This window comes from Bacteroides sp. 519 (genome assembly GCF_010500955.1).
Taxonomy (GTDB): Bacteria; Bacteroidota; Bacteroidia; order Bacteroidales; family Bacteroidaceae; genus Bacteroides.
In genome coordinates, this window is record NZ_QVMJ01000002.1 from 146404 (window position 1) to 161030 (window position 14627).

Annotated in this window: 6 protein-coding genes and 2 rRNA genes; all 8 read right to left on the reverse strand. The window is 41.4% G+C overall.

The window, feature by feature from the left end; all coding sequences use genetic code 11:
• Window positions 1–2: 2 nt before the first annotated feature.
• Window positions 3–1034 (reverse strand): DUF5627 domain-containing protein, encoded by a 1032-nt coding sequence (locus tag D0T85_RS03095; protein WP_163210142.1) that lies wholly within the window; start codon window positions 1032–1034, stop codon window positions 3–5.
• Window positions 1035–1063: 29 nt separating this feature from the next.
• Window positions 1064–2857: a RagB/SusD family nutrient uptake outer membrane protein gene (locus tag D0T85_RS03100; RefSeq protein WP_163210144.1), complete on the reverse strand. Its 1794-nt coding sequence runs from the start codon at window positions 2855–2857 to the stop codon at window positions 1064–1066.
• 23 nt (window positions 2858–2880) lie between these two features.
• On the reverse strand, window positions 2881–5730 hold the full coding sequence (locus tag D0T85_RS03105; RefSeq protein ID WP_163210146.1) for a SusC/RagA family TonB-linked outer membrane protein: 2850 nt from the start codon (window positions 5728–5730) through the stop codon (window positions 2881–2883).
• A gap of 32 nt (window positions 5731–5762) precedes the next feature.
• Window positions 5763–7706 carry a RagB/SusD family nutrient uptake outer membrane protein gene (locus tag D0T85_RS03110; protein WP_163210148.1) on the reverse strand — a complete coding sequence of 648 codons (1944 nt, stop codon included), beginning with the start codon at window positions 7704–7706 and terminating at the stop codon, window positions 5763–5765.
• A 12-nt stretch (window positions 7707–7718) separates the two neighbouring features.
• The gene (locus D0T85_RS03115) at window positions 7719–10865 is read right to left on the reverse strand and encodes a TonB-dependent receptor (RefSeq protein WP_163210150.1); all 3147 of its coding nucleotides are present in this window, start codon (window positions 10863–10865) and stop codon (window positions 7719–7721) included.
• Window positions 10866–11186: 321 nt separating this feature from the next.
• A complete protein-coding gene (locus tag D0T85_RS03120; RefSeq protein ID WP_163210152.1) occupies window positions 11187–14060 on the reverse strand; it encodes a family 43 glycosylhydrolase in 2874 nt (957 codons plus the stop codon).
• A gap of 144 nt (window positions 14061–14204) precedes the next feature.
• Window positions 14205–14315, reverse strand: a 5S ribosomal RNA gene (rrf, locus tag D0T85_RS03125).
• 219 nt (window positions 14316–14534) lie between these two features.
• Window positions 14535–14627: ribosomal RNA gene (locus tag D0T85_RS03130) — 23S ribosomal RNA — on the reverse strand; the annotation flags it as partial.

A 14627-nucleotide genomic window follows, 5' to 3' on the forward strand; every position in this document is an offset into this window, starting at 1 on the left:
TATTATTCCTTATAGGTAGGAGAGAACTCTTCTGATGTAACTCCACGACGTTGCCACACAAGTGTGTCTTTCGTTTCGTATTGTTTCATACCAAAGTCAATCTTATAATCCAAATAAAGTGCATCACGGTCTTTATTGCCCCAAGCCTTCTTCTCTGCTTTCTCTACATACTTGCCACTTCCACTTACTATATAGCCCGGCGTACCCGAAGTTATTGTACATTCATCATTTTCGCCGAATGTTAAAATCAAATCACAAGTCAACTTCTTACCATCGGCAAGGATGGTGCTTACCGGAAATATTACAGAGTTTAAAGAATGAGTAGTAGTGCCACATACTTCGTCTTCTTCCACCGTTGGTTGCTGGCGAACAACGGTAGTAGTAGTTCCGTTCTCAGTGATTTTATCTTCGCCTCTACGCAAATAATAAGCATGATATTTATTGATATACTTCACGCAGTAGAGCACATAGTCCATAGGCTTCACACTCCAATACTCAGTGTTTGTGCGCAAAGGATTATCACCGTCAAACAGCGGAGTGCCGGTAAGAATATGGTCGGCTCCGGTCATATTGGTCATTACCACAGGGATAACGTATGTATTCTTCAAAGCAGCCTCATCTGCAAAAAACGCATCAGTGAGCTGTACTTCTACCCCACCCTTCACATCACCATTGTAAGCAATCGTGTTGCTTACCAATGAATAATAGTTTGAAGGCATTGCTTGCACCAAACTTCCATCAGAGAAGTATAGATGATCGCAAAGTGTATTATCTACTTTGATGTCTACATTAATTTTAGCACCATTGTACGATCCTCCCATTGTTGCATAAATCTTGCACTTATGCTGATTGTCGAGCGTTGTATCGTACTCGTCTTCGCCCAGCACAATAGTACGTACGGGATATTGATACGCAAAGTAGACCGAAGTTCCACCTTCATAGTCGGGAAACGAAATATCTTGATTTTCACAGGAAGTATTCATTAAAGTCACAACTCCTGCCGATAATATAGATAACAATTTAATCAGTTTCATATCTTTCATTTGTTTGTATCTTAATATATTTACCAACCCTGATTTTGTTGCAGTTTGCTCCATTTCAGTGTTTCACTGTAAGGTATAGGGCCATAATACATATAATCTTTGTAGCTACGTTCCTCTACTTTCGGCATTTCGGTATACTTCAACGTACCATCAGCATTTTTACTAATTTGCATGCCACGAGCAGTTTCGTTGAGTTTGGTCAAATCCACCTTCCAACGACGCAAATCCCAGAAACGGAAGTTCTCAAAACAAAGTTCAAGGCGGCGTTCGTTGCGGATAAGTTCGCGCATCTTGTTGGTATCATTCTTAATTGATTCAAGATAAGAATCATCATTGTCTGTTCCAACGCCTGCACGCTGACGGATAGCCTTAATTACATCGTAGGCACTATAAGCATGCGAGCCTGTTCCTGTTGGTCCCCAAGCCTCGTTAGCTGCCTCGGCATATGCCAAAAATATCTCAGTATAGCGAATACGGGCCACATAATGTTTCTGAGTAGTGGAACTTTGCGGATTTAAGTTAATATCAGGACGAAGCAGTTTGCGCATGTAATAACCAGTACGAGTAGATTTATTACCCTCTTTGTTCACTACATCGCTATTTGTTCCATACGTTCCTGTTATAATTTCACCATTAGTTGAACCCATTTTGCTACCATTAAGCACAATGTATGCATCCAATCTTGGGTCGCGTCCTGTATAAGGATCATCACTGCTATATCCAGCAGCTACATCGGTAATAGGATAACCATTGGCCATCGGGAAAGCATCTACCAGATTTTGAGTAGGATTAACGCGTCCATTACCATACAGAGAAGGGGGATAGTTGCTCGTTTCCCAATCTTTATCGTCGGTAATGTTGCCACGCCAAATTATTTCTGCAGGATTAGCACCAGCATTTAGGTTGCCTATCTCTGATGTGTTAGCAAACCATTTCCAACCATCTTGGTCCATTCCTGCTATGCCTCCAATGCGGTTGAGTACCGTTGCTGCATTATCGGCAGCTTGCGCCCACGTCACACCCGAAGCGTCGTTATAGGCCGGGCTGGCAGCTAGCAATGATACCTGTGCACGAAGAGCCTCTACCACACGTCCGTCAATCTTACCTTTCATGTGGCTACCGAAAGCTCTGTTATATCCTGCCATTGTTGCACCCATGGCTTGGTATTTTGCAGGAATTTCACTATCCGTAGCAACATCATTGCATACGTAGGGCAACAATTCCAATGCATTATCAATATCAAACATAATCTGCTCTACACACTTCTGAAAAGTTTCGCGAGGTTGATTGAAGTCAGAGCTCTTATCTTCGGATGTAAGGTGAATGGGTACACCTAGCAGAGCTCCGCTAGCATCACGCCCACCATGAGCCTGCAACAAATAATACATGTGCAGGGCACGCATAGCATAACACTCACCTTTAAAGTGATCGTTGAACATTGTGCGGAGTGGTTCTTCGGTAGCCCAAGCTATTTTATCGCAACTTTCGAGTACAATGTTTACATACTGAATGGCATTGTAGCGTCCTTGCCATTGGCTCATAGGATCGCTATTTGAAGCCCATGCTCCGGTAGCCATCTTCAAGTAATTGTTATCGTTTTCATTCGTCACTGCATCATCTGTTGCCAAATCGCTGCCAGGCATAGCTTGATATGGAAGTAAAAGATATGCATTCGCCAAGAAACCTTGTGCATAGCTTGGCTCTTCGTACATAGACTCAATGTCGCGAATATTTTCGGGAGCGGGCGAAAACAAATCATCACAAGCCACCAATAACGGGGTGAAAGCCAATAATTTGAGTAGTATCTTTTTCATATTTCAATTCGTTTATTATAAGATTAGAAAGTTACTTTAACACCTAGATTATAGAAACGAGTTTGTGGAGCAGTGCCTACATTCATTTCCAAAATCTCGCGTTCTTTCGCAATCGTTAGTAAGTTAGAACCACTGATGTATGCAGAGAGACCATTGATGATGGTTTTTCTTAACATCTTAGTTGGGAAGTCATAAGTGAGTTGCACTTTAGCAAGATTGAATCTATTGGTTGAATAAATCCAAAAATCAGAGTTTGTGAAGTTATTTGCACCACCTTCGGTAGTGAGGCGAGGATAAGTGGCTGTTGCGGCTGTTGCGGGTGTCCAGCGTCCGCGCACCTCCTTAGAATATTTGTCTTGACCTGATATCCACCAATAGTTTGTGTCCTCAGCATCGTTCTTGATGGCCTTGCCGCCAAAACCGCCTGTACCCAATACAAACAACGTAAATCCTTTGTATTTGGCTGTAAGGTTTACGCCTAGTGTAAGCGGATTGCCATACCAACCTCCACGACCTAAATAAATTTGGTCTTTGGAGTCGATAACTTCATCACCATTCTGGTCTTTATATTTCAAGTCGCCTTGTTTCACTGTTCCTCCCAATTTCTGTTCGGGTGAATTTGCCACATCTTCAGGGCTTTCGAAGAAACCCAAACACTCGTAACCCCAAATGCCATCGATAGCTTTTCCTTGACGGTTTTGATAAGCATCGGCAAAGCCGCTATCATCGCGCTTACTAGCTTTGGTGGTGTAGTAGGTACCGCTTACACCTGCCGAGAAATCTACTTCGCCAAAACGTTTGTTGTAGTTAAGAGCAAAGTCAAAACCCACACGTTTGTCATTATCGTAGTTTATGTGAGGAAGGAATGTAGCCTCAGGCCAATAAGTAAAGAAGTAACTTGGAAACAGATTGTTGGGAGTAATAAGCTTTCCTTCGATGGTGTTCATAAAGAAAGAAGCATCAGCAGTCAGCATCTTGTTCCAAAGCGAAGCTTTTATGTTGGCCGAAAACTCTTTGCGTTTCAAAAAAGTTAAATCCAGGTTTTCACCTCTTTTGGAATTGGTGGCATGAATAGACTGACCATCGTACCATCCCCACCAAGAACCATCAGACTGGTTAAATGACTTGGCATACATGTAATAGTCGTTGATGCCCAAGTCGGTGTGTAGGATACTACCGCTTACGTTCAACATCAGTTTGTCAAAAGCAGAATCTTCCATGAAGGATTCTTTAGCCATGTTCCAGCCTAAGCTGATGGATGGAGAAAAAGCCTGACGATGCCCTTCGGCAAGTTTTGCCGAGTGAATAACCGATCCACCAAACTCTGCAAAGTACTTCTGTTCATAATTGTATGATGCTTGCAAACCTAAGTTTACATTGCTTGTGCTATGATACTCTTTTGATTTAGATTGCTGATATCCATTGGCAACAAAGATAGCACTTACATTGTGAGAGTTATTAAAGGTACGGTTGTAATCGAAATGTGCATTGAAAGCAATTGTTTGATTACTTGCACTTCCCGAAATATTCTGCACACCCGACTTTTTATCGTTTGTATCGCTTTTCTTCAGTCCCACAATAACATCCTGACCGTTGTAGTTAGACCACGTAGGAATATAGGTTGCATACTCATTATCGTAAGAGGTGTTGTAGGAGGTTGCGTAATCTACCGCAAACTGAGTGTGGAAAGATAATCCTTTTAACACCTTCTCTAAATCAATGTTCACACCAGCATCAAACTGAAACTGACGGCTCGTATATTTCGTTTTTCCTGCGGCATAATAATCAGCAAATACATTTGTTAAGTCCTCTTGCGTACCACCCAAAAAGTATTGTCCATCAATAATGTTATTAGAGTTGGCAATCAGTTCCCATGCAGCAGTAGCATTAGAGTCAATGGCACTTAACGGCACCAATGGAGATACACGATTGGGGCGGAATGTAGAGGCCAATTGCCAGTAGTTACCACCTGCTGAAGCATTTGCATTATAAAAAGAGACATTACCATTTACATATGCAGTAATGAAATCGTTCAACTTCAAATCTACATTACCACGCACATTAAAGCGATCGGCACGAGTCTTTTTGGCTTCGCCAAAATTCAATGGGCTCCCTTCATTGTTGTAGCTCACGTTGGTATAAAAGCGTGCACGCTCATTTCCGCCCGAAATCTCTGCTGTAACATCCGAACGATTGTAGGCCTTCTTGATGAAATCGGAAGAGTAGAAATTGAGATTAGAGTAGCGATAGGAGTTCGTTCCTAATCCATAATTGTATATCTCTTCGGCATTATACTTAGCAGCCAACCCATCATTGGCTAGTGCTTCGTTGTAGAGCGTCATGTATTCGGCCGAACCTAGATATTCGGGATACGCCTTCAACACACTCCAACCTGTATTGGCACGTACATCTACTTTTAATGGAGAGATTTTACCTCGTTTGGTAGTAACTAAAACCACCCCTTTGGCGGCACGGCTACCATAGAGCACTACTGCTTGCGCACCTTTCAAAAAAGTAATGGTTTCTATTTCGTCGGGCTTCACATTATTCAAATCGCGTGGCACACCGTCTACCATAGCAAGATACTCATCCATAGCCCAAAGCGAGTTACCGTTCCAACCGCCAATGTATCCTTGCATATTGTCTATGCTATACGTGTTGTAATTCTTCTTGGTGAGTTCTTCTACATTCACTACCGACACGCCACCCAAGATGTTACCTTCCGCTACTTTGCGAAAAGCCACTTGTACTTCTTCATTGCTGGTGGCCAATGAGTCTATTGTTTGTTCCTCCAGATTCTGAGCTACTGCCGGCAGCAAAATAGAAACGGCAGCAACAGCAAACAACAGGAATCTTTTTTGTATATGTTTCATTGTACAATCATTTTATATTTTAGACATTCAGATTACCATCCCGGATTCTGTGCAAACTCCGGATACAGATACACATCATTGTCGAGCAATGGAAACCAATAATGCTTCGTGCCGAACACTCTTTTCAGAATAACTTCTTCTTTCCATTCTGCAATGCGTGCATCTCTTGGGTCGTTCTCCTTAAAGAAACTATCGTTCTCTAAGCGAGTAAATTCTTGAGATGTCTTCGTGTTGTAAGGATACTCGGTTAAGAGCAACCAGCGTTGCAAGTCGTTGAATCGAAAACCTTCGAAAGCCAGTTCTACAGCACGTTCGCGGCGTACTTCGTCCATAAAGCTTTGTTTACTAACTGTGTAAGCTGCATCTACAGCACCTACACCACAACGTTGGCGCAGTGTATTGATTGCCTCTTCAGCGGTTTTATCAAAATTAGTCGATTTATAAGATGATCCACCCGCAGCAGCACCAGCTTCGGCATACATCAAGTAGATGTCTGCCAAACGCATATAGGGCAGGTTAACATGAAGATTGCCACCCCAGTTGTAGGCCAAGTCGTATTTGTTAGCTATGTGAGGCACCAGTTTCTGAGTGAAATATCCCGTACGACTAGCTTGCGAAGTACTTCTCATCTGCCCTCCGGAAGAGAGTGTACAATATTGTAGAGGGGCATCTACATTAGACACATCAATGGTGGTATTCACATATTTGAATCCATCGAAAACGATGTCGTGATAAAAGCGTGGATCGCGATCTTTGAATGGTTGCGATGGGTCGAATCCAGAGTTGGGATCCGTCAATGGCAAGCCATTTGCCATGCCATAGAAGTTTACATAGTTAGCCGTAGGTTGATGGATTACGTTATCGTGTTCTACCAAGTTATTAATCTTGGGGCCCCACAGCTTGGTGAAATTCCAGTTACTACCATTATAGTCTTCGGAAGGACCACGGAAGATGGCTTCGCATGTGCCCGGTATTTTCCATCCTTGCTGATAGGTATAGAATATATCTGAGAAGCAAGTAGATGCCGATGCAGACTTCACATGATTGTAGATGTCATCGTACTTAAACTCTGCCAATGCATATTGGGTTTGACCGCTTTCGACCAGCGCAAGCAATTCGCCCAGGGCTTCGGCAGCCTTCTTTGCATAATCAGTATTGTAGTTATATGTTTGAGTTCCGCCCAACTGTGCGCCATGTTCCATCAGCGGACTAGCAGCCCACAGGCAAACTTTACCCAGGTAGCCCAATGCCATGATTTTATTGATGCGGAAGTCGTTCTTGCCCAGCGTATTTTTACCAACAGTGGTATTATCCCAGTTGATGGGCAATAAATTGGCTGCTTTGCGGAAGTCTTCGGCACAACGATCAGCACACTCTTGGAAACTAAGACGTGGTAGGGTGAGCGAACCGGTAGAAGAGAGTACTTTGTCCACATAAGGTAAACCTCCAAAGAATTGCATCAACTCTTCGTGCCACCAAGCACGGAAAAAGTAAAGCTGTCCTTCGATGATTTTTCTTTCTTCTTCAGTAGCCTCTTTAAGAAGGCTCAGATTGGCAAGTCCTAAGTTGGCTTTGCGGATGCAATACCAAGCGTGTGGCCACAAAGAATGTTTAAACTTGTCCTTTGCTGTAGGGTCACTACCATCACGGTATAACCAACACTGTCCGTTGGTAGACCAAGCGCGGAAGTTTCCTAAATCTATCTGATGCGTTAGATGACCATCTCCCATACCTGTATTCATAATCTCATCATCTCCCCAGTTAAAGGTAGTACAATAATTGTTCTTCTCTTTATCGGGAATACAATTGTATATCTCCTCAATGAATCCTTGAAAGTTGGTGAAGTTCTTGAATGCTTCTTCTTCCGATACGGTAGAGTCTGCCTCTTTGTCTAAATAGTCGGTACACGAAGTAGAGCTTAGCGACAAACATGCTGCTACCGCACCGTATATAAGAGTTCTATATATTTTCTTCATTGCTTCTTTAAATTATAAAGTGAATTTAATACCAAAGTTCACACGCTTCATGGTGGGGTAAGCACCCTGTCCACCCGCACCTGCGAAGTTAGATTCGCGGTCATCAGGCATACGCGACCATACCCACAAGTTATTACCACTAACAAAGAGTTTCAGGTTAGATATTCCCATGCGTTTTGTAAAAGCGTTGTTGAAGGTATATGCCACCTCGACATTCTTCAAACGGATGAACGATCCATCAAACAGGTATTGCGTACCTCGGCTGTAAGTTCCATTGGGCGTGCTCAACCAGCGGGGAGTAATCACATCGGCAGAGTTACCGGCTTTGGACCACCATGACCCCATATCATAAACAGTGTTCAATTGATTGCCAAAACTGGTAAGTGTCACTTCGCGTGTCACATTGTTCACGCCATAAAACTGAACGAAGCAACTGAATCCTTTCCATTCATATCCCAAGGTAGCATTGTAGGTGTTTTGAGGAGTGCTTGAATAGCCATAAGGAGCCGAATCGTTGGCATCTACCACACCATCACCATTAAAATCAACAATGTAGTAATCACCCGGCAACTTCTGATTGTCATTGCTATCATGTTTAGGACTACCATATATTTCATCGTATGAACCTAAGAAACCTTTATCTATATAAGAATGGTTCTGACCAATAGAATATCCTGCTTCTTTGCGATATCCGGGTAACAACGGAGCATCATCTTTTACCAAAATCTCGTTTTGGGCATGAGTCATGTTGAAGTTTGCCCATACACGCATCTCGTTGTTGAATGTTTTGTTAAAACGGAGTTCTAGTTCATACCCACGTGTGTTTACTTTACCCAGATTGGCGGTCACGGCAGCCTGGCCAAAGTAAGAAGGAACAGAGCGATTGCTACCACCTACCAATATGTCGGTACGCTTATCGCGAAATATCTCTATACTACCGGCAAGCAAACCATCGAGGAAAGAGTAGTCGAGACCGAAATTAAACTTCTTCACCTTTTCCCAATGTACATCTTTGTTGCCCACTGATGCTTCGCGATACCAAGTATAGGGGCTCTCTCCATTATTTACATCGAGAGCAGATTTACCACCGTATGCCCATTGGTTCATATATAACCAACGAGTGCTTACATTATCATCGCCAATCTCACCGTAGGAAGCACGCAGTTTCAGCATATCCAGGATTCTAGGTTCTGTGAGGAACTTCATGAACGACTCTTCACTAACCATCCAACCTACAGCACCAGAGTTGAAAAAAGCAAAGCGATTCTCTGAGTTAAACTTCTCGGAACCATTGTATGCGCCATTATACTCTATAAAGTACTTATCGGAAAAGTTGTAGGTGGTACGAAAAGCCCAGTCTTCGCGATAGTTGGGCACCATGCTACCGATAGCCGTTTCTTGACGGCTGAACAATCCCATGCCTGTAACATTATGTTTTCCAAAGGTTCGCGCCCAGTTGAGCTGCATTTGATAGTTCAAGTTGCGCTGAGTAACCCAATCTTTCACTTCACCGCCCTCCACATTCCACATCACGCCTTGCATAAAGTCGAAACGGTTGTTTGCCTCATATGCTTGTTTATAGCTCACTTCGCCTGTAATAGGATCAATCCATTTTAGCTGAGGGTCATTATAAAGGTCGTTGATACCACGCTTCCACTCTACAAAGGTGTTGTCCCATGCAATCATTCCACGCAGGTTAAGGCCTTTAGTGATGAAGCTAAGATCTTGTTCCAACACAAAGTCGGTAGTGACGCGGGTGGTGGTAGACTTCATAGTACCGCCAATGGAAACATTTTGTGCTGAGTTTGTTACGTTTGTACTACCAGGTAAATATCCCCATGACCCATCACTATATTGTGGAAGAAAAACATCGGGTGCAATGTTGTAGGCACCCGCCCATTGCTGAGCTACCCCCCAGTCTGATGAAGAGTTGTAGGTAGAGTTAAGATAAGGGGTTTTCTGTTGTCCGTTAGATCCAGACAAGCTCACTTTAAACACAGTGGTCTTTGTAATCTGAAAATCTAGATTGCTACGCACGTTTACGCGGTTGTATCCATATCCAGAATTATAGTCACGTCCGTTGTCGAATATACGAAACAAGTCGCCCTCTTTCACATAGTCCATAGATGCAAAATATTTCACAAATTTTGTTCCACCATTTACGTTTACGTTGGCATTGTACGACATTGTGTAGTCTTTAAACAACTCTTTCTGCCAATCCACGTTAGGATAACGTTCTCTTTGCTCCAATGTGGTTTGGTTTCGAAAATTTTCGATGAATCCTTGCGACCTAATGTAATCCCATGAGTTGGGATTAAGGCTTAACTCATGTTCTATCGCCATGTTTCGTGCCATGTAGGCATCATAAGAATCGAGTTTATTGGGCAACTTTGATGGCACCTTCATGATGGCATTTGCCGATACATTAATTTGTGCTTTACCTTCGGCACCCCGCTTGGTTGTAATAAGGATTACACCATTAGCACCCTTCACACCATAAACCGCAGTTGCAGAGGCATCTTTCAATACTGAGAGGCTCTGTACAGAAGCCATGTCTACACTGCTCATTGGACGTTCTATACCATCTACAAGCACTAACGGGTCACTTCCATTCCACGAACTGGATCCACGAATCACGATTTGTGGTTCCTCTTCACCCGGCATACCCGATGATTGTGTAGTGATAACACCTGGAAGATTACCTGTTAATGCAGCACCGATGTCGGTGATACCTGCTGCCCGTTCAAGTACTTTACCTGTGGTTTGTGTAATAGCTCCTACCACACTGGCTTTCTTTTGTTGCCCATAACCTACCACTACTACTTCTTCCAATTGTTGCGAGTCGTCTTTTAAAACAACCTTTATTAAACTCTCAGAATTAGCTTTTATTTCCTGTGGTACCATACCAATGTATGAAACAACAAGCATAGCCTCTTCAGTGGGTATGGCCAATTCAAATTTTCCATCGAAATCAGAAATTGTTCCCATCGAAGTATTGCCTTTTACAACTATGGATGCACCAATAATAGATTCTCCATTACCATCAACAACCAATCCTTTTACAATTATCCCTTTCTGTGCAAATGCTGCCTGACAACAAAACAACATCAGCAATAACAAATAAGGAATTTTTAGAATTTGCTTTTTTCCATTTTCCATTTTCCATTAGTTTAAGATATTAATAAATATTCTCTTCTTTTTGCAAATACTGCTTTCCACCCCGGAAAACATTTCTTGCAAAGATAATCGCCCCAAAAGAACATATATTTTATTCATGTTACAGATATCTTTTCTATGGCAACAGCTTTTAAATAAATGTTTCATTTATTTTTGTATACGTTACATTCAATATTAAAAACACATTAATAATCAAATACTTACACACGTATTATTACTGGATGGTATAACAAAAAAATGGTCATCGTTTTGTTATTTACACAAAACGACGACCACTTCTCAAAAACAGGAAATTATTAGCTACTATTCAACTCTGAAATAGTTAAAATCTACCGATCCACCTGCTTGTTCGGTTGCATAATTAAATAAAGCAAAGCGATAACCCATAAAATGCGAAAGTGTATAAACCATCTGTAAAGAATTTCCTATATTGATCCATTCCTTTCCATTCAAGCTATAATAAAAATTAGCCTTATCGGCTTGATCTTTGAAGTTTGCTTGTACTTTAAAGTAAACCTCATTGCTGTTGAACGGAACCGTTTCCAACTCTTCATAAGTCACATCACTATTTTGTGTATTTCCTGCAAAAATATATTTTTGCCCATTCTTTACTTTAACTCCAACAATTCCGTATTTTTCCTGTAACAAACCAAGACCGGCAAAATCTCCATCTTTCATTTTACTTACATCCATAGAAACTTCTCCTGAACACATAGGGCCAAAAGTTCGTTGTGTTAAAGTGTTTTTAGCTTCAGTAAAGTTTTTGTCTAAACGAAAGGTGGTCAAACGTAAATATCCAGGCCGCTCGTTAACAGACCAATAAGTATTATCCGGATTATGATTCCACTGCCACACAAGTGGCAAATCAGGTTCGTTTGGTTTTCTTGAAAATTCATCAGAGGCTACACAAGCTGGGATTGTAGGTTGTTGTGCTTCAATATCCAACAAATCGGGCACAATACCATTATCACCAAAAACCGGCCAACCGTCTTCCCACTTCATAGGAACAATATAAGGTATGCGTCCTACAGCACCACGATCGCGAAAAAAATATCCATACCATTTACCATCCGGAGTGTCAATAAATCCACCTTGAGCTATTCCTTTGTTTTCGAGCACTACTTTCCCTTCATATGGTCCCATAATATGGTCGGCACGATACAATAAAACAGTACGCATACCACCTTTTGGCCAACTTATCAAAAATATATAATATCTTCCGTCTACTTTAAATATCTGTGCACCTTCGGCAGGAAGTCCTCTCTCTTTACCTGTAATTATATCGGCATTTTCAATCAGTAATCTGGTTGTTTCTTCTATGATTCCGGTAAAATCTTCTTTTACTTCTCTAATAGAAACATTACCACCACAACTTAACATATAAATTTTATCATCATCAAAAAATAGAGAATGATCATGAATTTTAGGTTTATATGACTTCATCTTCCATGGGGTATTTTCAGGATCATCTGTATAGAAAAGATAATTCAAATTACTGTTGTTCGAGAAGGTAGAAACATAAAAAAGTCCGTCATGATAACGCATACTGCTTGCCCAAGTACCACCTCCATATGCGTTCTTTTCATTCTGTAGTTCAAATTCATCCATATCTCCCAAAGTATTGTAGGCATAACTTACAATTTCCCAATCTATGAGGTTTTTCGATTTCATGATAGGAACTCCCGGATTCATATGCATGGTAGTGCTACTCATATAATAGGTTTCGCCTACGCGAATCATCGAAATGTCGGGTATGTCGGCCCATACCACGGGGTTGTGAGATTTCTTTTTGATTGTGAGATTGGCTGTGTTACTAGCTGTAAACAACCAACTATCAAGATTAAATAACTCTCCTTCTCCACCTTTGAATACAAAGAATAGATCATGAATACCTCCTTTCGAAGCCACCTCAGACGAAAAAGTATTCCAGTTAAGCCAGCCTCCAGTATTGCGTATTTCACAGATTCCTAACAATGGACCTCCTAAACTATCAAGATAAATCTCTATTTTTCCTTCCCTAAGCGAAGCAGCAGTAATTTCAACTGTTTTTGCACCTTGTTTGAAGTCAACGTTACGAACCTTAATGTAATCACCGTTGTGTATTGAGGTTACATAAACTTTCCCGGCTTTTTCGGTTTGTTGGGTTTTCACCCCTTCGCTCCATGCAATAGTTTCGGCTTCGGTCAATTTGTAGGGATTTAGAGTGGTTATCGGAGACACTCCTTTGCCAGTAGGTTTAATTTCGGGAAATGTACCGTCGGCGTTAAAATTAAATTCTTCGACACAGGTTGAACGTCTAAACCCGTGATTCGAAAGACTTTGATTGTGATAGAAGAAATACGATTTTCCTTTGTAATCTACGATTCCCGGATGATTGGTGAATGCGAGGTTTTCGTGTTCCTTATTCATTATTACACCTCTGTATTTCCACGGTCCTGTAATGGATGATGCTGTTGAGTAGGCTATATACTCTGGGATTCCTCCAGCAGCATAAATCATATAATATTGGTTGTTGCGTTTATACAACCATGGGCCTTCTTCGAAAAGGGTGTTGGCACGATATGGGTCATTACGTTCCAAGTATTCAAACTGTTCTTTGTTCATTTCTAATTCAACAATACCAATTTCTTTGTCATAAGAAATCATGTCGTTGTTTAACTTCACATAGCATACTTTTCCGTTTCCCCAATAGAGGTATGCCTGACCGTTATTATCAATGTATACTGTAGGATCTATATCTCCTGCCTTTCCGGTATAAACCAACGGTTTCCCTAATGGATCTTTAAAGGGTCCGGTAGGAGAATCGGCAACCGCCACCCCTATTACATGCCAGTTACCTGGATATTCGCAACATACATACCAATAGAATTTACCATTACGTTCTATACACTGAGCTGCCCAAGCAGTTTTCGGGGTTGTCCACTTAAAATCTTCGTAGCTAAGAGGAGATCCGTGATCTGTCCAATTCACCATATCAACAGTCGAAAAAACTTGCCACTTATTCATATCAAAATAACTGGCCGTATCAGCATCACACCCGGTGTAGACAAACAATGTGTCACTATGCACCATAGGTGCCGGATCGGGAGTGTAGGAAGTTTGAATAATGGGATTCTGGGCTTTTAAAATAGCAGATACAAAAAGGATAGTAAGCGAGATAAATTGTTTGATACTCATGACTAATTCATTTATTATTTTATCACAAAGATAGCCCTAGAAGTAAAAATTCATCCTTTATTAATGTAACAAACATCTTTTCGCACGTTACAATAACCGTAAAAAGTCCCCTTTCAATCTTTCGATCAAAAGGGGACTTGCTAAAAACGGCAACTACCTACTCTCCCACTATTATGCAGTACCATCGGCGTGACAAGGCTTAACTTCTCTGTTCGGAATGGGAAGAGGTGGAACCCTTGTGCTATAGTCACCTAAAATTCATCCAGTTGAGAGTTGAGAGTTGAGAGTTGAGAGTTTTATAAACTCACAAACAGTCAAAACAATTAACCCAGTCAACCGTAGAAGGTAGACACGAAGTAAAGCAAAAAATAAATAGAATAGCGTTTTGTTGATCATCTTGGGTTTAAAGTAGGGAGCATAACTCTCAACTCTCAACTCTCAACTCTCAACTAAACCAAAAGTATCACTCAACCAATAAAAAAAGTGACCGGGCAATTAGTAACGCTCGGCTAAACACATCTCTGTGCGTACACCTGCGTCCTATCAACGTTGTAGTCTACAACGACC

Coding starts and splice junctions, on each gene's coding strand:
- D0T85_RS03095 (WP_163210142.1), bottom strand. CDS start 1,034: ATGAAACTGATTAAATTGTTATCTATATTATCGGCAGGAGTTGTGACT.
- D0T85_RS03100 (WP_163210144.1), bottom strand. CDS start 2,857: ATGAAAAAGATACTACTCAAATTATTGGCTTTCACCCCGTTATTGGTG.
- D0T85_RS03105 (WP_163210146.1), bottom strand. CDS start 5,730: ATGAAACATATACAAAAAAGATTCCTGTTGTTTGCTGTTGCTGCCGTT.
- D0T85_RS03110 (WP_163210148.1), bottom strand. CDS start 7,706: ATGAAGAAAATATATAGAACTCTTATATACGGTGCGGTAGCAGCATGT.
- D0T85_RS03115 (WP_163210150.1), bottom strand. CDS start 10,865: ATGGAAAATGGAAAAAAGCAAATTCTAAAAATTCCTTATTTGTTATTG.
- D0T85_RS03120 (WP_163210152.1), bottom strand. CDS start 14,060: ATGAGTATCAAACAATTTATCTCGCTTACTATCCTTTTTGTATCTGCT.